The sequence below is a fragment of the Microbispora rosea genome (assembly GCF_900156315.1).
GTDB lineage: Bacteria > Actinomycetota > Actinomycetes > Streptosporangiales > Streptosporangiaceae > Microbispora > Microbispora rosea.
Map to the genome: position 1 here is coordinate 107729 of NZ_FTNI01000015.1, position 18645 is coordinate 126373.

Below are 18645 nucleotides of genomic sequence, written 5' to 3' on the forward strand. Positions count from 1 at the left end.
GAATGGGCGGCGCGCGCCGCGCGGGCGGACCCTTTCTTGACGACTACGGGGAGCGGTGCAGGCGAGCTGGGCGGCCTGGAGTCCCGAGTACGCCCGAGCAGGTAAAAAGTGGGCAAACGATCCCGGGAGCCGAAGGGGAGTGTGGCCAGGGACGGACGGAACCTCGCGGGAGGCCACGGGGCATCCGGTGCCTATCCCAACGCGCGGAAGGTAACCTCATCGGGAAGGCAAGAGCGATCCTCCGGACAGTCCGCTCTTGTGGATACCTCGGGGAAGGTGGCCCATGGGCGGAGGTGATCGCATGACGCGGCTCAGTCCTGTGAGCGGCCACCCTCTCGAAGGGTCCCCCGAAGCCGTGGCCGGGCTGGTGCAAGCCGTGCTCGATGCGATCGCGAACCAGGGCGTCTGGTTGCTGCCCATCCACGATCAGGCCGGTGCGATCCGCGACTTCGAGGTGTGCGCGGCCAGTCCCGAGGCCAGGGACATCCGCGACAGGGCCGGCAAGGAGCTCGTCGGCCTGCGCACGATCGAGGCGTATCCGGGCGTCGCCGGCTCCCCTCTGTGGGACGCCTACCTCCGTGTGATGGAGACCGGGGAACCCGAGGATGTCGACCCCTACGTGCACCGGGAGGACGGGGGCGGCGTGCCCGCTCTGTCCACCTACGGCGTCCGCCTCGCCCCCCTGCAGGGCGGCCTTCTCGTCTCCTGGGTCCGCCACGACAGGGAGGAGCGCCTGTCGGCCCGGCTACTCCACACCGAGCGCCTGGGACACCTCGGCTGGGGACACTGGAACCTGATCACGGGCGAGGCCGAGTGGTCCGACCAGCTTTACGTCATCCACGGACGTGACCCGGCCGAAGGACCGTTCGCGCTGGAGCACTACCGCGAGATCGCCCACCCCGACGACGTCCCGATCGTCGAGCACGCGCTGATGACGCTGGGCGGCAGCGGCGGGCCGCACGAGTTCGACATCCGCATCCGTGTCGGTGACGAGTACCGGCACATCAGGGCGACGGCCGAGGTCACCCGGGACGTGGAGGGAAGACCCGTCGAGATCCACGGCGTCGTGCAGGACGTGACCGACTGGCGCAGGACCGCCGACGAGCTCGCCGAGGTCACCCAGCGACTGGAGGAGGAGTCGCAGCTCACCGCGCGACTGCAGAGCATCATCCTGCCGATGCAGGACTCGGTGCCCGGGCTGCAGCTCGGCGTGCGCTACTTTCCCGCCGAGACGGCGCCGCTGGGCGGTGACTGGTATCAGGCCATCCACCTCGACCACGGGGAGGCGCTGCTGGCCGTGGGCGACGTCGCCGGGCACGGCCTGGCCGCCGCCTCCGCCATGGCCAAGCTGCGGCACGCGATCACGGGGCTGGCCTTCGCCGATCACGATCCGGCGCAGATCCTCGTGGCGCTGAACCGGCTGCTGCGGCGGATGCGGCCCGACGTGCTGGCGACGTCCGTCGTGGCCCACTACCGCATGAAGGACCGTACGCTGAGGTGGACCCACGCGGGTCACCCGCCCATGCTGCTCGTCAGAGGGAGCAGGGTGCACCGGCTGCTGCACCCCGGCGTGCTGCTCGGCGTCTTCGAGGACGTGAGCTACAGCTGCGCCGAGATGCAGCTGGAGCCGGACGACCTGCTCCTCATGTTCACCGACGGCCTCATCGAACGCCCGGGCCGGGACCTGTTCGAAGGCCTCGACATCCTCAGCGCGGCGATCGCCGGGACCGTGCCGAAGGTGCCGCCGCAGGATCGTGTGGCGGCGGTCATGGAGGCCCTGGCCCCGAGCAACACCGGCGACGACACCTGCATCCTGGTCGCGCGCATTCTGCCGAACTCCTTGGAAGTGTTCTGATGTCCGATCTTCCCCACCTCTCGACAGCCGAGGCCACGTTCGCCGCCGAGAGCAGCGGAAGCATCGGAGTGCTGACGGTGCGGGGGACGCTCGACTTCACCACACACGAACAGGCCACCGAATTCTTCGACAAGGCATTCGCCCAGTTCGGTCCGTACCTCGTGGTGAACCTGCTCGAGCTCGACTTCCTCGACTCCAGGGCGACGGGGCTGCTGGTCACCCGCTGGAAGCGGGCGCTCGAAGAGGGAGGCTGGCTGGGCCTCGTCGCGGTCGAGCGGGGCGCCGCCCGCGCGTTGTGGATCACCGGGCTGGCGTCCCACGTCCCGATCTTCCCCACCGTCGCGGACGCCCTCGCCGCCGCGCCGTCCCGCGACGCCGAATAGCCCGCGACGCCGAATAGCCCGCGGGGCCGAACAGCCCGCGGGGCCGTCGTCCCGAACCGCCACCCGGCGTCCAACTCCTTTCCACCCGCCAGCTCTGGGCGGGATAGAGCCCATGAGCGGGGGTAACACCCGAGGAAGTCGGCCGTGGAGGGGGCGAAGCCATGAAACGTCTCGTTGCCGGAGCGGCGGCGCTCGCGGTTGCCGGTCTGGGAATGGCGCGATGGGCGGCCTCGCGTGGCCGGGTGCCGGCCGCGGCGAAGGACCCGCTGGAGTCCAGCCGCTGGCTGGGTATCACGATCAACCGGCCGCCGGACGAGGTAGCCCCGGGCGGTCACCTGCCCGAGCCGCTGAGCCGGGTGGACGCCGAGGTGCGGATGAACCGGGCACCCGGCGACCGGGGGACCGAGATCTACGCCCGGCCGAGGGAACAGCGGGCCGGCGCCGACGGCGTCCTCGCCCGGCTGCGGGGTGAGGATCCCCGGACGGGGGTCCGTACGGCGCTGCGCGAGACGAAGTCGCTGCTGGAGACCGGCGACGTGCTGCGCTCGGACGAGGAGTTCGAGACGACCAGGCCGACCTTGCCGGGCAAGGTCCTCGACATGGCGCTGGGACGCGTGGCGGAAGGGGGGCGGCTGTGAAGGCACTGTGCTGGGAAGGCGTGAACGAGCTGTCGGTCGAGCAGGTGCCCGACCCCGCGATCCTCAACGCCCAGGACGCGATCGTGAAGGTGACGGCGAGCACCACCTGCGGCTCCGACCTCCACCTGCTCGGCGGCTACATCCCGGCCATGCGGGCCGGCGACGTCATCGGGCACGAGTTCATCGGCGAGATCGTCGACGTCGGCCCCGAGGTGAACCGGCACCGGCCGGGCGACCGGGTGGTGGTCTGCTCGATCATCGGATGCGGCCGCTGCTGGGCCTGCCGTCACGACGAGTGGTCGCTGTGCGAGAACAGCAACCCCACGCCGGGCGTCACGGACCTGATGTGGGGCGGCACGACCGCCGGCATCTTCGGCTACTCCCATGCGATGGGCGGCTTCCGGGGCAGTCACGCCGAGTACATCCGGGTGCCCTTCGTGGACTACAACGCGTTCACCATCCCGGAGGGCGTCTCGGACCTCGACGCGCTGTTCGCCTCCGACGCGGCCCCGACGGGCTGGATGGGCGCCGAACTCGGCGGCGTACGGCCGGGAGACGTGGTCGCGGTGTGGGGATGCGGCGGGGTCGGCCAGATGGCCGCCCGGGCCGCCATGCTCCTCGGCGCCGAGCGGGTCATCGCGATCGACCGCTATCCGGAACGGCTGGCCATGACCGCCCGCCACGTCGGCTGCGAGGTGATCGACTACACGAGCACCGACGTCACGGCCGAGCTGCGTGAGCGCACCGGCGGCCGGGGCCCGGACGTGTGTGTCGAGGCCGTCGGAATGGAGGCCGACAGCACCGGGATCCAGCGCGTCTACGACGGGATCAAGCAGCAGCTGCGCCTGGAGCAGGACCGCCCGATCGCGGTGCGGGAGGCGATCCACGCCTGCCGCAAGGGCGGCTCGGTGTTCGTGCTGGGGGTCTTCGCCGGCTTCGTGGACAAGTTCCCGCTCGGGGCGCTGATGAACAAGGGCCTCACGCTGCGCGGCGCGCAGCAGCACGGCCAGCGGTACATCCCGAAGCTCCTCGACCGCATCGCGAAGGGCGATCTGAAGACGTCCTACCTCGCGACGCACACCATGACGCTCGACGAGGGGCCCAAGGGCTACGACATGTTCAAGCACAAGAAGGACGGCTGCGTCCGCGCCGTCTTCCGCCCCTGGGCCTGACGGGTGAGAGGGCGCCCGCCGCCCCACTGTGAGGCGGCGGGCGGTGATCTCAGCGGACGGCCGGGGCGGCCAGCCGTTCCGCCTCGTGATGCAGTGCCTCGATGAGGACGAGCTCCAGGCGGAGCTCGTCGTCCACGAGGCTCTCGAGGACGTCCATCCGGGCCTCCTTGTTTCCAAAGACGTCCCGCGCCGCGCGACGGTTGACCAGGGCGCGATGCGAATCCGGACGGAATGTGGCGATGCGTCCCACCGATCGCGCCGTCTCCCCGTTACCCAGGAGAGACGCGACATCACTCACATCAGTCACAGAAGTCCCGTGAAACAAAAAAATCCACCCCAGACGGAGTGGACGGAGACATGACACGCCACAGAGGTGCGGTGCCGTATAGTGAGAGATTCCCAGTTATCTGAAAGTCAGACGCTCTCACTAGGAGTTTATCACAGGAATGGGTGACCGTCAATCCGACTCCGCTCGCGCCGAGGCCCTGCGGATCGAACAGTCCTACGTGTCCATGCTGTACGGCCGCCTCGACGTCGCCCGCGAACGGGCCGAGCGCGGCATGCATGACGTCCTGGCCCGCGGCGGCACGGGCACCCGGCAGGCCGTCGTGGAGCGGGAGGTGATGGCGGCCGAGCACGCCCGCCGCCTCGCGCAACTGTCGGCCGTCGAACGCGGCCTGTGCTTCGGGCGCATCGACGAGGCCGGGGGCGAGACCCTCTACGTCGGCCGCGTCGGGCTGCGCGACGACGACCACACGTCCGTGCTCGTCGACTGGCGGGCCCCCGCCGCCCGCCCTTTCTACGTCGCCACCCCCAGCGATCCCGGCCCATTCGTACGCCGCAGGCACCTGCACACGCGGCACCGCGATGTCGTGGGCATCGACGACGAGGTCTTCGACCTCGACCGGATGGCCGACGGAGACCGCCGTACGCTCGTCGGCGAGGCCGCGCTGCTCGCGGCGCTGCGGCGCGGACGCACCGGACGCATGGGCGAGGTCGTCGCCACCATCCAGCGCGAGCAGGACCGGGTGATCCGCTCGGGCCTGCCGGGGGCGCTCGTCGTGCAGGGCGGGCCGGGCACGGGCAAGACCGTCGCCGCCCTGCACCGGGCGGCGTACCTGCTCTACACCCATCGCGACACGCTGGAGCGGCGTGGCGTGCTCGTCGTAGGGCCCAACGCGACGTTCTCCCGCTACATCAGCCAGGTGCTGCCCGCGCTGGGCGAGACGCAGGTGGTGCTGACGAGCATGGGCGGCCTCCACCCCGGGGTGCGGGCCACCGCCGAGGACGAGCCGGCCGTCGCCGTCGTCAAGGGCGACCCGCGCATGGCCGGGGTGGTCGAGGAGGCGGTCCGCGACCGCGAGCGGGTGCCCGAGGGCGACCTGGAGGTGAAGATCCCCGTCCGCACGTCGGTGCGCGGCGGCGTGGAGGTCGTGGTCGAGGAGATGATGCTGCGGGTGGACCACGCCACGTGCCTGCGGGCCCGCGACCGCGCCCGCGGCCTGCGGCGGCAGCACAACATCGCCCGCTGGACGTTCGTGGACCCGGTGCTGCGGGCGCTCGCGCTCGACGAGGCGGCACAGCTAGACCGGCCGCTGGAGGACGGCGACCTGCAGTACGCCGCCACGACCCTGTGGGAGCACCGGACGGTGCGCGACGCGCTCGACGCCCTGTGGCCGGAGATCACCCCGGAGCGGCTCGTCCGAGAACTCCTGTCGGACGAGGAGCGGCTGCGCGCGGCGACCGGGCCGTACCTGACAGAGGAGGAGTCGGCGCTCCTGCTGCGGCCCAGGGAGGCGCCGTGGACGGTCGGCGACGTCCCCCTGCTGGACGAGGCCGCGGAACTGCTGGGCGAGTACGACTACGGGGCGGGGGCCAGGCGACGCCGCGCGGAGGACGAGCGCCGCGAGGAGGAACTGTACGCGCGGGAGGTCCTGACGATCACCGACGTCGATCCGGTGCTCGATGCGACCCTGCTGGCGGGCCGCAACCGCGAGGACGGGCCGTACGTGACGACGGCCGACCGGGCCGGTCATGACCGCACCTGGGCGTACGGGCACGTGATCGTGGACGAGGCGCAGGAGCTGTCGGCGATGGCCTGGCGGACGGTGATGCGGCGGGTTCCGGCCCGCTCCCTGACGGTCGTCGGCGACATCGCCCAGACCGGCTCGGCGGCGGGCGCGCGGTCGTGGGGGGAGATGCTCGACCCGTACGTCAAGGGACGCTGGCGGGAGGAGCGTCTGCTGGTCAACTACCGGACGCCGGCCGAGATCATGGAGGTCGCCGCCGACGTGCTGCGCGCCGTGGCGCCCGGGGAGGAGCCGCCCGAGTCGGTCAGGTTCGGCGGCGCCCGTCCCCGCGCCGTGCCCGCCGACGGCACCGACCTGCGGCTGCTGGTGGAGTCGGAGCTGCGCGAGATCGAGGAGGGGCGGGTCGGCGTCGTCACGCCGGACGCCCGGCACGCGGAGGTCGCCGCGCTGTTCCCCGAGGCCGTCGATCCCCTGGACAGCCCGGTGGCCGTTCTCACCGTGCGCGGCTCGAAGGGCCTGGAGTTCGACGCCGTGGTGGTCGTGGATCCCGAAGGCATCCTGTGTCAGTCGCCGAAGGGCGGCCAGGACCTGTACGTCGCCATCACCCGGGCGACCCGGCGGCTCACCGTGGTCTACGAGGACCGCCTCCCCGCCGTGCTGCACCGCCTGGAGACTCCGATCACCTGATGGGAGCTCCCCCACCGAGCGAAGCGGGAAACACCGAGCGAACCGGGCAAAACCGAGCGAAGCGGGCAACACGGTACGGCCGGCGTTGGGGGAACGCCGGCCGTACCGGGTGGCTGTGAGGGACGTGCTAGGACATTTTTCCCGAGATCTCGTCGGCGGCCTTGTCGGCCTTGTCTTCGACCTCTCCGGCCTTGTCGCCGACCCACTTGCTGGCGTCGGAGCCGGTGTGCCTCATGCTCTCCCGCATGGTCTCGGTCCAGCGCTGGGCGTTGTTCCGATACATCGCCACACCGACCGCGCCGATGGCGACGCCGCCCAGCAGTGCGACGACCGGCCAGCGCCGTCGGGTCTTCCTGGTGCTGGTCACGTCGATCCTGCGGGCCAACTCGGCCAGGAACGCGCTCACGATCGGAGCGATCTGCTCCTCGACCGACTGCGCCGCCTGGTCGAGCTTCGGCGCCGCCCAGACCCTGGCGTCCTCGATCCGGTGCGTGGCGAGATCCCTTGCGGTCTCCGCCACCGGGCTCATCCGGCCGCTGGCCTTCATCGCCTGGTCTCTCATCCTGCTCAGCCACGTTTGCGGGATGACCACCTCGGCGCGGCGCCTTCTGTTCATTGTCAGGGACACGATCAACCTCCCCAATCGACGGGGCCCCGGAACGACCCCTTCCCGGATGGTTGTGGCTCAATCACGAGCGGTGCTTGAAGGCATGCTCGCTACCCTGTTCACCGGACAACTAACACGAGCTACCTAAGGGGGCGGCCCTCGTGGCTGACAACCTCATCGCGAATCTGCGCACGAACCACGGCACGATCCGCATTCAGCTTTTCCCCAACAAGGCGCCGAAGACCGTGCGCAACTTCGTCGAACTCGCCGAGGGCACCCGGGAGTGGACCCACCCGGAGACCGGTGAGAAGCAGACGAACACCAAGCTCTACGACGGCACGATCTTCCACCGCGTCATCAACGGCTTCATGATCCAGGGCGGCGACCCGCTCGGCCAGGGCGTCGGCGGCCCCGGCTACAGCTTCGACGACGAGATCCACCCGGAGAACCAGTTCAACCGGCCTTACCTGCTCGCCATGGCGAACGCGGGCAAGCGGTTCGGCAAGGGCACGAACGGCTCCCAGTTCTTCATCACCGTCGGGCCGACGCCGCACCTCAACCAGGGGCACACGATCTTCGGTGAGGTGATCGAGGGCACCGAGGTGGTCGACGCGATCGCCAAGACCCCCACCGGCCGCAACGACCGGCCGGTGAACGACGTGGTCCTCGAAGAGGTCACCATCGAGCGGTCCTGACGCCGCCCCTTCCGGCGCTCCCGAGACGCCCCGGCCGCGAACACGCGGCCGGGGCGTCTCCGGCTTATAGGCTGGCTCATGGATGCGCCCCCACACAGGGACTCGTCAGGAAAGGACCCCATGACCTCCCAGCCTCCGCCGCCCCCGCAGCCGGGGGCGCAAGCCGTGCCCACCTGCTACCAGCACCCCGACCGCGAGACCTACGTCCGCTGTCAGCGCTGTGAGCGCCCGATCTGCCCCGACTGCATGCGCGAGGCGGCGGTCGGCCACCAGTGCCCCGAGTGCGTCCGCGACGGCAACCGCGAGGTGCGGCAGGCCCAGGCGACCTTCGGCGGTGCCGCCGTGGCCGCGCCCCGCGTCACGTGGGCTCTGCTGATCCTCAACGTGCTCGCGTACGCGGCCGAGGTCCTGCGCCCCGACGAGGTCATCCAGCGGTTCGCGATGTGGTCGCTCGGGGTCCACATGGGCGAGTGGTGGCGGCTGATCACCAGTGCCTTCCTGCACTCCCCGCCGCCGTCGTTCTGGCACATCCTGTTCAACATGTGGGCGCTCTATGTCCTGGGCCCTCAACTTGAGCGCGTGCTCGGCGCGGGCCGGTTCGCGACGCTATACCTGCTGTCGGCCCTCGGCGGCTCGGTCGCCATCTACCTGTTCGGCACATCGGCCGTCGGAGCCTCCGGCGCCATCTACGGCCTGTTCGGCGCGTTGTTCGTCATCGCCCGCAAGCTCGGCTACGACATCCGAGGCGTCCTGTGGCTGATCGGCATCAACGTGGTGATCACGTTCCTCCCGGGCGTCAGCTGGCAGGCCCACCTCGGCGGGTTCGTGACCGGCGCGATCATCGCCGCGGGCTTCGCCTACGCCCCGCGGCGCAACCGCACCCTCGTGCAGACCTGCATCGCCGCCGCGGTGCTGGTGGCACTGGTCCTGCTCGTCACCACGTTGCCGCCGTACGGTCTGCCGCTCGAGGGCGCCTTCACCTGACGCTCCCCTCGCCGGGCTGCGTGATGCGGTCGAGCCAGCGCCGGAGCAGGGCGGTCTCGACCGGTTCGAGGGCGTCGGCACCTGCGAGGTCGAGCTGCGCGCGCAGGCGCAGCGCGGCCTCGCGGAGGGGATCGGCGTCCTCCCGCGCGGTCGCCTCGGTGAGCACGTGCGCGAACACGGCCTGGCGCATGCGGTGAGACAGCGCGGGGTCGTCGAAGAGCTCCGGACTCGCGATGTGGTCGAGGGCGGTCCCGACGCTCGCGGAAAGGATCAGCCGGGCGGCGACCGGCGGATCCACCCTCAGCGCGCCGATCGCCGCGCACCGTACGAGCGTCTCCTCCAGCAGCTCGAACACCCGGTCGCGAGCCGTGGATCGGGACCACGGCCGGGGCGTGAACATGAGCTGGTAGAGGGCGGGGTTCTCCCGTGCGAACGCCATGTGACCGTCCCAGCCGGCCCGTAGGTCGGCCACCGGGTCGGTCGTCTGCTCCTGCGCGGCCTTGAGCGCGGCGTAACGCTCGTATCCGTGGTCGGCAACGGCGTCGAGGAGCCCCCGCTTGTCTCCGAACAGCCGGTAGAGCACGGGCTGGGTCACGCCGACCGCCTCACAGACCGCCCGCGTGGCGATGTCGTTGTCCGTAGACGTCGCCAGTTGCTTCTCGGCCGCCTCGATCATCGCCGCACGTAGGGTGTCCACACCTGCCATGTAACCGATGATACGGAATTTCGCTAGCGCCGATATGGAGATCGTGCTAACGTCTCTCGCGTAACGACGATACGTAATGTACGTATCGCCGATATGACCAAGGAGTTGTCCAATGAGTGCTCAGCGCGTAGCCGTCGTCACCGGCGGCTCCCGCGGCATCGGCCGGGCGATCGCGACGACGCTGGCGGCGCGAGGCTTCGCCGTCGTCGTGGGATACCAGGGAGCGGCCTCGGCCGCGGCCGAGGTGGTCGACGCCGTCACGTCGGCCGGCGGCCGGGCCATCGCGGCACAGGCCGACGTCGCGGACGAGAACGCGGTCGCGGCGATGTTCGACGCCGCGGAGAAGGAGTTCGGCGGGATCGACGTCGTCGTCAACTCGGCGGGGCGCCTGTCGCTGTCCCCGATCGCCGACCTCGACCTCGACGACCTGGACGCCCTGCACCGCACCAACATCCGCGGCACCTTCGTCACGGCGCGGGAGGCCGCGCGCCGCGTGCGCGACGGCGGCACGATCATCACGATGTCCACGTCCATCGTCGGCCTGCAACTGCCCACCTACGGGGCGTACGTCGCCAGCAAGGGCGCCGTCGAGGCGATGACGCTCGTGCTCGCCCGCGAACTACGGGGGCGGCAGATCACGGTCAACGCGGTCGCGCCCGGCCCGACCGCCACCGAACTGTTCCTCGACGGCAAGGACGAGACCACCGTCGAGCGGATGGCCAAGCAGCCCCCGCTCGAACGGCTCGGCACCCCCGAGGACATCGCGGAGGTCGTCGCCTTCCTGGCGAGCCCCGCGGGGCACTGGATCAACGGGCAGGTCGTGCGCGCGAACGGCGGCATCGTCTGACGTCCGCCGCGCTCCTCTGCCACACACCTCCGGAAACACCCGAAGAGATCCGAAAGGAACGACCATGCCGTTCGCCAACCTCAAGGTGCCCGCAGGCACCCTGACTCCCGAGTCCAAGAAGAAGCTCATCGACGCCGTCACCGACGCCTACGCCGACGTGTACGGCGAGCGGGCCCGGGCGACCACCCTGGTCCTGCTCGAAGAGGTGCCTGACGGCGGCTGGGGCCTCGGCGGGAGCATCCTCACCGTCGAGATGCTCGGCCGGAGCTGACGCTTCTCGCGGCCGGGCCGGGCAACGCACCGCCCGGCCCGAACCCCGCGCCAAGCCCGCGGCGCCCCGTCCAGGGGCCGCTTATCGCCTGCTGCCCACAGGCTGTGGATAAAGGCTGTGGAAAGAATCTTAAGGAAGCAGCCTAACGCCACTTCGTCGACAGTATGACGCCGACGATGATGAGCCCGAAACCGATGAGCAGGTTCCAGTTCGCCAGAGTGGAGATGCCGGGAACGCTCGGCGCGATGTAGTAGATCGCGATCCAGGCGATACCGATGATCCAGCAGGCCACCATGACGGGGGCGAGCCAACGAGGGCTGACCTTCACCGTCTGTGCCTTCTGCGGCGGCGTGTAAACGGCCTTCTTGCGGGTCTTCGACTTGGGCACGGGAGCTTCTCCTGGTGGGTACCCGCGCGGTCGTGCGGGCTGGTGTCAATAGCGTAATCGCTGTGGCGGTGAAGTCCCGAGCAAGGATAGTCGGCGCGGGCCCCGCCGGGCGATCCCCCATGCGGGATTGCCGTACGCTGAAAGTCCGATTTCCGCTTGGCACACCCAGCCACCCCGGTGAAGCGGGAGACACCGATGAGCCCGACCCGGGTGCTCGTGGTCGACAATCACGACAGCTTCGTGCACACGATCGTGCAGTATCTGCGCGCTCTGGGCGCGGACTGCGACGTACGGCCGCGCGACCGCGTCGCCGTGGGCGACGCCGACGGCTTCGACGCCGTGCTCGTGTCGCCGGGACCCGGCACGCCGGAGGCCGCCGGGGTGTCGGTGTCCCTCGTGAAGCACTGCGCCGAGCGCGGCCTGCCGCTGCTCGGGGTCTGCCTCGGTCACCAGGCCATCGCCGTGGCGTACGGGGCCACGGTGGACCGCGCGCCCGAGCTCATGCACGGCCGCACCAGCCTGATCTCCCACGACGGGCGAGGCGTGTTCCGGGAGCTCCCGTCGCCGGTCACGATGACGCGCTACCACTCGCTCGCCGTGGTCCCCGGCACCGTGCCGGACGCGCTGGAGGTGACGGCTACCACCCCGGACGGCGTCATCATGGGCCTGCGCCACCGCGACGCCCCCATCGAGGGCGTGCAGTTCCACCCCGAGTCGGTCGTGTCCGAGCACGGTCATCGGCTGCTCGGAAATTGGCTCGCGCAGATTGTGTAACGCTTTCCGCTCTTGTTACGACTAGAAGAGTGAGGGCTTCCGCCATTGCCCCCGAGTGGCGGAAGCCCTTCCTCATGCCCGGCCTCATGCCCGGCGCCTGTCCTGCGGCCGGCCTGTGCGGGGATGCCGCGGCGGCCACGGCCCCGTCGACGGCCCTGCCGGCGTCGATGCCTCATCCGGGCCGCTCACCGGGGACCTTCCCCGGGACGAATGGTCCCGGCGAAGACCTCGGCCGACGAAACGCCGACGGCGGCCACCGCCCCGCGATGGCCGCCGTCCGCTCATCTCGATCTAGTTGCCGAAGGGGTTGTCCCCGCCCTCTCCGGGCGGCCCGATCTGCACACCGCCGCCGCCGCCGTTACCGGGGTCGCCGGTGTCACCGGTGTCTCCGGTGCCGTCGCCGGGGTCGCCGGTGTCTCCGGTGCCGTCCGTGGGCAGGTCGGTGTTGGGCTGGTCGGTCGGCGGCTGCTGCTGCGAGGGGCCGCTGGAGACCGTCAGCGTGATGGTGGTGCCGGGGTTGAGCTTGGTCCCCGGCGGCGGCGACTGGTCGATCACGCTGCCCTGCGGCACCGTGTCGCTCGACCGCTGCTGCGACTTGACCTTGAAGCCGGCGCCCTTCAGCGTCTGTGTGGCGTCCTCCAGGGTCTGGCCGAGCACGCCCGGGACCTCGGTCATCTCCTGGGGCACGTACAGCCTGACCAGGGCGCCCTTCTGGACCTTCTCGCCCGGCTTGGGGTTGGTGTCGAAGACCTTGCCCTGCTCCTTGGCGGAGGCCTTCGGCACGATGCTGACCTTCAGCTCCAGCGCCTCCAGTTCGGCCTTGGCCTCCTCCTGCGTCTTGCCGATCAGGTCGTCCGGGACGGTGACCTTCTCCTCGCCCTTGGACACGACGACGGTGACCGTGGCGCCGGGGTCGGTCTGCTCACCCCCGGCGGGGTCGGTGCTCACGACGGCGCCCTTGGGCACGTCGCTGTTGAACTCCTCCGGCCCGAAGGTGACCTTGAACCCGGCCGCCTTCAACGCCTGCTCGGCCGCCGCCTTCGTCTGGTTCGTCACCAACGGCACCTGGATCTTGTCGGCGGTCGCGGAGCCGCCGGACCCGAGGAAGGCGTAGCCGACACCGATCATGGCGCCGATCACCGCCAGCGGGATGAGGATCCACAGGGCGGTCTTCAGCGCGGTGTTGCCGCCGCCGCCGCTGCGCCGCCGCCCGTCGTACCGGCCGCCGCCGCGCTCCTCACGGGCGTACTCGTAGTCGGGGATGGCGCGGGTGCTCTGCGTCATGGGCGCGCCGCCGGCCGTGGTCATCGTCCGCGTGCGGTCGGGCGCGCCGTACCCGTTGTACTGCTGGGTGGCCATCGCCATCGTCTGCGGGTCGACCGGCATGCCCGACAGGGCCCGCTGGAGGTCGCCGCGCATCTCCGTGGCGCTCTGGTAGCGGTGGAGCGGGTCCTTGGCCATCGCCTTGAGCACGATCGCGTCGGCCCACTGCGGGATCTCGGGGTCGATCCGCGACGGCGGGATCGGGTCCTCCCGCACGTGCTGGTAGGCGATCGCCACGGGCGAGTCGCCGGTGAAGGGCGGCTGGCCGGTGAGCAGCTCGTACAGCACGCAGCCGGTGGAGTAGATGTCGCTGCGGGCGTCCACGCGCTCGCCGCGGGCCTGCTCGGGGGACAGGTACTGCGCGGTGCCGATCACCTGCGCCGTCTGGGTCATCGTGGCGGCGGAGTCGGCCATCGCCCTGGCGATGCCGAAGTCCATGACCTTGACCTCGCCGTTGACCGTCAACATGATGTTGGCCGGCTTGATGTCCCGGTGGACGATGCCGCCCCGGTGGCTGTAGTCGAGCGCCCGCAGAATGCCGTCCACCAGCTCCATGGCCCGCTCGGGCAGCAGCCGCCGGTCGGCGCGCAGCAGGTCGCGCAGCGTCCGCCCGTCGACGAACTCCATCACGATGTACGGCACCGGTGTGCCGTCCATCATGTCCTCGCCGGTGTCGTACACGGCGATGATCGACGGGTGGTTGAGCGATGCGGCGGACTGCGCCTCACGCCGGAAGCGCGCCTGGAACGTGTGGTCCCTGGCGAGGTCGGAGCGGAGCGTCTTGATGGCGACGATACGGTCCAGCCGGATGTCCCGGGCGCGATACACCTCGGCCATGCCGCCACGCCCCACGACGCCATCCAGCTCGTAGCGTCCGCCGAGAAGTCGTGGCTGAGTCATTTCCTGCACTGTCCCTTGCCGTTCATCGTGGGGTGCCACCGGTCTCCATCATCGACCCCTCTGCTCATCACTCCCCCTCATCCGGAGGGTTCGTGTCGGGTGGGGCTTCCGTAGGGGGCGGAGTCTCACTGGGTTCCGTGGCCGGGGTGGACGTCGGAGTAGGGGTCGAGGTCGGGGACGAAGCCGGTGTGGGCGTCTGCGTTGATGCCGACCTGCTTACGGTAGCCGACGGAACGGCGCTCGGCTCGTCCGACGCCGCCGGAGCGGTCGGCCGTTGCGTCCGTGGAATCTCTGACCTGTGCGTACGTGCCGGCGACGGCTTCGGCGACGGCGAGGGGGACGTTGAGACGGGCGCTGCCGTCTCACCGAGGTCCGGCGGCGGTTCGCCGGTGTGGGCGGCGGTGAAGGCCAGGACCCCGATGCCGACCGCGGCGGCGCAGCCCGCCGTCGCGAGGATCAGGGTCGTACGGCGGCGCCGCCCGCCCGCGGGCCCCTCGAGGCCGCCGGGACGTCGCGTACGGGCGTCGGGGACGCCCGAGGGGGCCCTGCGCGGGGTGGGCGGGACCGGCCCCAGCGGCGCGGTGGCCCCGGGACGCGGGGCGCCGGCCCCCGCGGGCTCACCCAGGGGCGTCGTCAGGCCGGGCGCGGCCGGAGGCATCGTACGGCCGGCGCCGCCCGCCGCGGGGAAGCCCCCGGGGTCGGTCAGCGACCCGAGGACCGCCGTCGAGGCCGCGGTTCCCGCGAGGGTCTCGCGCAGCGTCCGCACCCTGTCGAGGAGCACCGGCCCGGTCTCCGGCCGCGCGGCGGGGTCCTTGGCGAGCATGGACATCACGAGAGCCGCCACCGGAGCGGGCACGTTCCCGGGCAGCGGCGGAGGCGTGTCGTTGAGGTGCCGCAGCGCGAGCGCCACCGCGGTCTCCGCCGTGAACGGCGGGCGGCCCGCGAGGCACTCGTAGGCCACCACCCCGAGCGAGTAGACGTCGCTCGCCGGGGTGAGGGTGGTGCCGGACGCCTGCTCCGGGCTCACGTACTGGGCTGTGCCGAGGATGGTGCCGGTCGCGGTCAGCGGCGCGGCCTCCAGCGCGCGGGCGATACCGAAGTCGGTGATCTTGACCTGGCCCGCCTCGGTGACGAGCAGGTTGCCGGGCTTGACGTCGCGATGGATGACGCCGGCCCGGTGGGCCGCGTGCAGGCCCCGGGCGGTCTGCTCGACGACGTCCAGCGTGACGTCCGGCCCGAGCGCGCCGGTGCGGGCGAGGATGGCCGACAGCGGCTCGCCCCGCACCAGTTCCATCACGAGGTAGGCCAGGCCGTCGCTCTCGCCGTAGTCGAAGACCTGGGCGATGCCGGGATCGGTCAGGGCGGCGGTGATCCTGGCCTCGGAGCGGAACCGGTCGCGGAAGGTGGCGTCGCCCGCGACATGGCGGCCGAGCAGTTTGATCGCCACCTCCCGGCCGAGCAGCTCGTCCTCGGCCCGCCAGACCTCGCCCATGCCGCCCGCGGCGATGGGGGAGGTCAGCCGGTATCGGCCACCGAGCACGGTGTCGCTCATGTGTCGGTCACCGCCCGAGCACCGCCTGCATGACGTCGTGCGCGATCGGTGCGGCCACCGCGCCGCCGGTCGCGTCGTTGCCGGCGCTGCCGGACTCCACGAAGACCGCCACGGCGACCTTCGGGTCCTCCACGGGGGCGAAGGAGATGAACCACGCGTGCGACGGCTTGCCCGGCAGGGTCTCCGCCGTTCCCGTCTTGCCCGCCACGGTGATGCCGGGGAGCCTGGCCGCGCCGCCGGTGCCGTTCTCGATCACGCCGATCATCATCTTGGTCAGCTCGCCGGCCACCTCGGGCGTGACGGCCTCGTCCAGCTCCTCGGGGTCGGTCCCGTCGATCTCCGCGCCGTCCGGACCCATGATCTTGTTGACCAGGTACGGCTTCATGACCGTGCCCTGGTTGGCGATGCCGGCCGCGACCATCGCCATCTGCAGCGGGGTCATCTGGTTGCTCTGCTGGCCGATCGCGGTCTTGGCGAGAGCCGCCTTGCCCTCGTCCGGGCCGATGTTGCTGGCCGCGACGTTGAGGGGGATCTCCAGCGGCTGGCCGACCCCGAACTTCTCGGCCTGCTCCTTGAGCTTGTCGTAGCCGACGTCCATGCCCATGATGGCGAACGGCGTGTTGCAGGAGATGGTGAGCGCCTGCACCAGCGTCGCCCGGCCGCCGCACGACTCGCCGTGATAGTTGGGCAGCGAGATGCTCGTGCCCGGCAGCGGCAGCGAGTCGGGCGCGTCGACCTGCGTGTTCTCGTCGCGTGAGGTGTCGTCGCTGAGGAAGGCCGCCGAGGTGACCGTCTTGAACGTGGACCCCGGGGCGAACGTCAGGTCGATGGCCCGGTCGAGCAGCGGTTTGTTGTCGTCCTTGTCCAGCTTGTTGTACGCCGCGTTCACCTTGGCCTTGTTGACCTGGGCCAGCGGGTTCGGGTCGTACGACGGCACCGACACCATCGTCAGGATCTTGCCGGTCTTCGGCTCCAGCGCGACGACCGCGCCGCGCTTGCCGGTGCCGGCGAGGTCCTTGTACGCGATCTCCTGGGCCTTGCTGTTCAGGGTGAGGTCGACGCTCGCGCCCTTGGCGGGCTTGCCGCTGACCATGTCGATGGCCCGGCGCACCACCAGGTCGGGGTGGCTGCCGTCGAGGTAGCGGTTCATGGCGGCCTCGATGCCCGAGGCGCTCTCCGGCGCGAACCAGCCGACCACGTGCGTGAACGGCTTGCCGAGCGGATACTCCCGCTCGAACCGGTACGTCTTGTCCCCGGTGTCCACGGTCTTGGCGAGCGTCGTCTTGCCGTTGTCGGCCGTGATCCAGCCGCGGTCGATCGCATATCGGGCGTAGAAGCCCCTGACGTTGCGCGAGTCGGACCGCAGTCCGTCGGCCTTCACCGTGCCGATGTAGGTCACGTTGGCCATGAGCAGGCCGAACATGAGCAGGCAGGCCACGGAGACGCGCTTGAGCGTGCTGTTCATCGCTGCATCACCTGTGTGAGCCCCTCGTCCTGGATCGCCTGCGGCGGCGGCCGGCGGGCCGCGTCGGACATCCGTACGAGCAGGGCGATGAGCATCCAGTTGGCCAGCAGCGCCGAGCCTCCTGCGGACATGAACGGCGTCACGAGACCGGTCAGCGGGATGAGCCGGGTCACACCGCCGACGATGATGAAGATCTGCCAGGCGAGGATGAACGACAGGCCGCCCGCGAGCAGCTTGGTGAACGGGTCGCGGGCGGCCAGCGACGTGCGCAGCCCCCGCTCGACGATGAGCGCGTAAACCATGAGGATGGCCATCAGGCCGGTGAGGCCGAGTTCCTCGCCCGCCGCCGTGAAGATGAAGTCGGAGAACGACAGCGGGATCAGCCTGGGGTGACCCTGTCCGAGCCCGGTGCCGAGGATGCCGCCCGAGCCCATGGCGAACATGCCCTGCATGAGCTGGTAACTGCCGCCGCCCGCGTCGTAGAGCGCGGGGTCCTCCGCGTGCAGCCAGACGTTGAAGCGGGCCTCGACGTGACTGAAGACCTGCCCGGCGAGGAAGGCGCCGCCGACGAACAGCAGGATGCCGATGAGCACCCAGGAGGTGCGCTGGGTGGCGATGTAGAGCATCGCGATGAACGCGCCGAACAGCAGCAGCGAGGTCCCGAGGTCCTTCTCCAGGACCAGTGTGGCGATCGCGAAGCCCCAGGTGATGAGCACGGGACCGAGGTCGCGGGCGCGGGGGAGGTCGATGAACAGCAGTCGGCGGCCGGCGAGGGCGAGCACGTCGCGCTTGGCGACGAGGTAGCCCGCGAAGAAGACGACCAGGGCCAGCTTGGCGAACTCGCCGGGCTGGATCGAGAACCCGCCGATGCGGATCCAGATCTTGGCGCCCTGGACCTCGCTCAGCGACCCGGGCAGCAGCGCCGGGATGGCCATCAGCACCACGCCGACGAATCCGGCGGTGTAGGTGAGGCGCTGCAAGGTGCGGTGGTCCTTCAACACGATCAGAGTCGCGGAGAACATCACCACGCCGAGCGCCGTCCACATGAGCTGGTTCGTGGCGGACGCGCCCGCCTGCCCGGACAGCTCGATCCGGTAGATCATCACCAGACCGATGCCGTTCACCAGCGTCACGAGGGGAAGCAGAAGGGGGTCGGCCCACGGTGCCCACTTGGCCAGCACCAGGTAGGCCGCGAGCATCAGACCGCCGAGGCCGAGGCCGTAGCCGAGCATGCCGGACGGGACCTTGCCGTTGATCCCGAGCCCGACGCCGGCGTACGCGCCCATCACGATCAGCACGGCGAAGGCGAGCATGCCCAGCTGGGCGCCGCGCCGCTTCGCGGTCATCGGTACGGGCGTGGCTTCGACA

17 protein-coding genes are annotated in these 18645 nt (G+C 70.6%); 10 read left to right on the forward strand and 7 right to left on the reverse strand.

Annotated elements, in window-relative coordinates; all coding sequences use genetic code 11:
• The first annotated feature begins 301 nt into the window (after positions 1 to 301).
• The 5 genes from BXA11_RS21500 to BXA11_RS21520 all read left to right on the forward strand — a co-directional run bounded on the left by BXA11_RS21500 (position 302) and on the right by BXA11_RS21520 (position 6765).
• The gene (locus tag BXA11_RS21500; protein ID WP_159454820.1) at positions 302 to 1855 is read left to right on the forward strand and encodes a PP2C family protein-serine/threonine phosphatase; all 1554 of its coding nucleotides are present in this window, start codon (positions 302 to 304) and stop codon (positions 1853 to 1855) included.
• Complete coding sequence (locus BXA11_RS21505; protein ID WP_076437185.1) at positions 1855 to 2238, forward strand: STAS domain-containing protein; 384 nt, start codon at positions 1855 to 1857, stop codon at positions 2236 to 2238. Before BXA11_RS21500 ends, BXA11_RS21505 begins: the two co-directional genes overlap by 1 nt.
• Positions 2239 to 2399: 161 nt before the next feature.
• Positions 2400 to 2876, forward strand: a complete 477-nt coding sequence (locus BXA11_RS21510; protein WP_076437187.1) for a hypothetical protein — start codon at positions 2400 to 2402, stop codon at positions 2874 to 2876.
• A complete protein-coding gene (locus BXA11_RS21515) occupies positions 2873 to 4048 on the forward strand; it encodes a zinc-dependent alcohol dehydrogenase (RefSeq protein WP_030512105.1) in 1176 nt (391 codons plus the stop codon). Before BXA11_RS21510 ends, BXA11_RS21515 begins: the two co-directional genes overlap by 4 nt.
• A 446-nt stretch (positions 4049 to 4494) precedes the next feature.
• The gene (locus tag BXA11_RS21520) at positions 4495 to 6765 is read left to right on the forward strand and encodes a HelD family protein (protein ID WP_076437190.1); all 2271 of its coding nucleotides are present in this window, start codon (positions 4495 to 4497) and stop codon (positions 6763 to 6765) included.
• Between the two features lie 127 nt (positions 6766 to 6892).
• Here the strand turns inward: BXA11_RS21520 and BXA11_RS21525 are convergent, their stop codons facing one another.
• Positions 6893 to 7393, reverse strand: a complete 501-nt coding sequence (locus BXA11_RS21525; protein ID WP_156081149.1) for a hypothetical protein — start codon at positions 7391 to 7393, stop codon at positions 6893 to 6895.
• Positions 7394 to 7533: 140 nt separating this feature from the next.
• Here BXA11_RS21525 and BXA11_RS21530 point away from each other — a divergent pair, with 140 nt between their 5' ends.
• Positions 7534 to 8067 (forward strand): peptidylprolyl isomerase, encoded by a 534-nt coding sequence (locus tag BXA11_RS21530; RefSeq protein WP_076437192.1) that lies wholly within the window; start codon positions 7534 to 7536, stop codon positions 8065 to 8067.
• 120 nt (positions 8068 to 8187) lie between these two features.
• Positions 8188 to 9051 (forward strand): rhomboid family intramembrane serine protease, encoded by an 864-nt coding sequence (locus BXA11_RS21535; protein ID WP_076437195.1) that lies wholly within the window; start codon positions 8188 to 8190, stop codon positions 9049 to 9051.
• On the opposite strand, the gene BXA11_RS21540 is transcribed toward BXA11_RS21535, so the two are convergent.
• Complete coding sequence (locus BXA11_RS21540) at positions 9044 to 9757, reverse strand: TetR/AcrR family transcriptional regulator (protein ID WP_076437197.1); 714 nt, start codon at positions 9755 to 9757, stop codon at positions 9044 to 9046. The two genes, BXA11_RS21535 and BXA11_RS21540, sit on opposite strands and share 8 nt — an antisense overlap.
• Before the next feature lie 112 nt (positions 9758 to 9869).
• On the opposite strand from BXA11_RS21540, the gene BXA11_RS21545 reads away from it, so the two are divergent.
• Together BXA11_RS21545 and BXA11_RS21550 are read left to right on the forward strand one after the other, a co-directional pair.
• Positions 9870 to 10604: an SDR family oxidoreductase gene (locus BXA11_RS21545; RefSeq protein WP_076437199.1), complete on the forward strand. Its 735-nt coding sequence runs from the start codon at positions 9870 to 9872 to the stop codon at positions 10602 to 10604.
• Between the two features lie 64 nt (positions 10605 to 10668).
• Complete coding sequence (locus tag BXA11_RS21550; protein WP_076437201.1) at positions 10669 to 10875, forward strand: 4-oxalocrotonate tautomerase family protein; 207 nt, start codon at positions 10669 to 10671, stop codon at positions 10873 to 10875.
• Positions 10876 to 11017: 142 nt separating this feature from the next.
• On the opposite strand, the gene BXA11_RS21555 is transcribed toward BXA11_RS21550, so the two are convergent.
• On the reverse strand, positions 11018 to 11263 hold the full coding sequence (locus tag BXA11_RS21555) for a cell division protein CrgA (RefSeq protein ID WP_030511040.1): 246 nt from the start codon (positions 11261 to 11263) through the stop codon (positions 11018 to 11020).
• Positions 11264 to 11458: 195 nt separating this feature from the next.
• Between BXA11_RS21555 and BXA11_RS21560 the strand changes: the two genes are divergently transcribed.
• Positions 11459 to 12037 carry an anthranilate synthase component II gene (locus tag BXA11_RS21560; RefSeq protein ID WP_030511039.1) on the forward strand — a complete coding sequence of 193 codons (579 nt, stop codon included), beginning with the start codon at positions 11459 to 11461 and terminating at the stop codon, positions 12035 to 12037.
• 291 nt (positions 12038 to 12328) lie between these two features.
• Here the strand turns inward: BXA11_RS21560 and pknB are convergent, their stop codons facing one another.
• The 4 genes from pknB to BXA11_RS21580 all read right to left on the reverse strand — a co-directional run bounded on the left by pknB (position 12329) and on the right by BXA11_RS21580 (position 18623).
• A complete protein-coding gene (pknB, locus tag BXA11_RS21565; RefSeq protein ID WP_076437203.1) occupies positions 12329 to 14260 on the reverse strand; it encodes a Stk1 family PASTA domain-containing Ser/Thr kinase in 1932 nt (643 codons plus the stop codon).
• A gap of 67 nt (positions 14261 to 14327) precedes the next feature.
• Positions 14328 to 15812, reverse strand: coding sequence for a serine/threonine-protein kinase (locus BXA11_RS21570; protein ID WP_076437205.1), 1485 nt, complete (start codon positions 15810 to 15812; stop codon positions 14328 to 14330).
• Between the two features lie 7 nt (positions 15813 to 15819).
• Positions 15820 to 17277 (reverse strand): peptidoglycan D,D-transpeptidase FtsI family protein, encoded by a 1458-nt coding sequence (locus BXA11_RS21575; protein WP_076437207.1) that lies wholly within the window; start codon positions 17275 to 17277, stop codon positions 15820 to 15822.
• Positions 17274 to 18623, reverse strand: coding sequence for an FtsW/RodA/SpoVE family cell cycle protein (locus BXA11_RS21580; RefSeq protein ID WP_076437209.1), 1350 nt, complete (start codon positions 18621 to 18623; stop codon positions 17274 to 17276). The genes BXA11_RS21575 and BXA11_RS21580 overlap by 4 nt, the downstream gene beginning before the upstream one ends.
• Between the last annotated feature and the right edge of the window lie 22 nt (positions 18624 to 18645).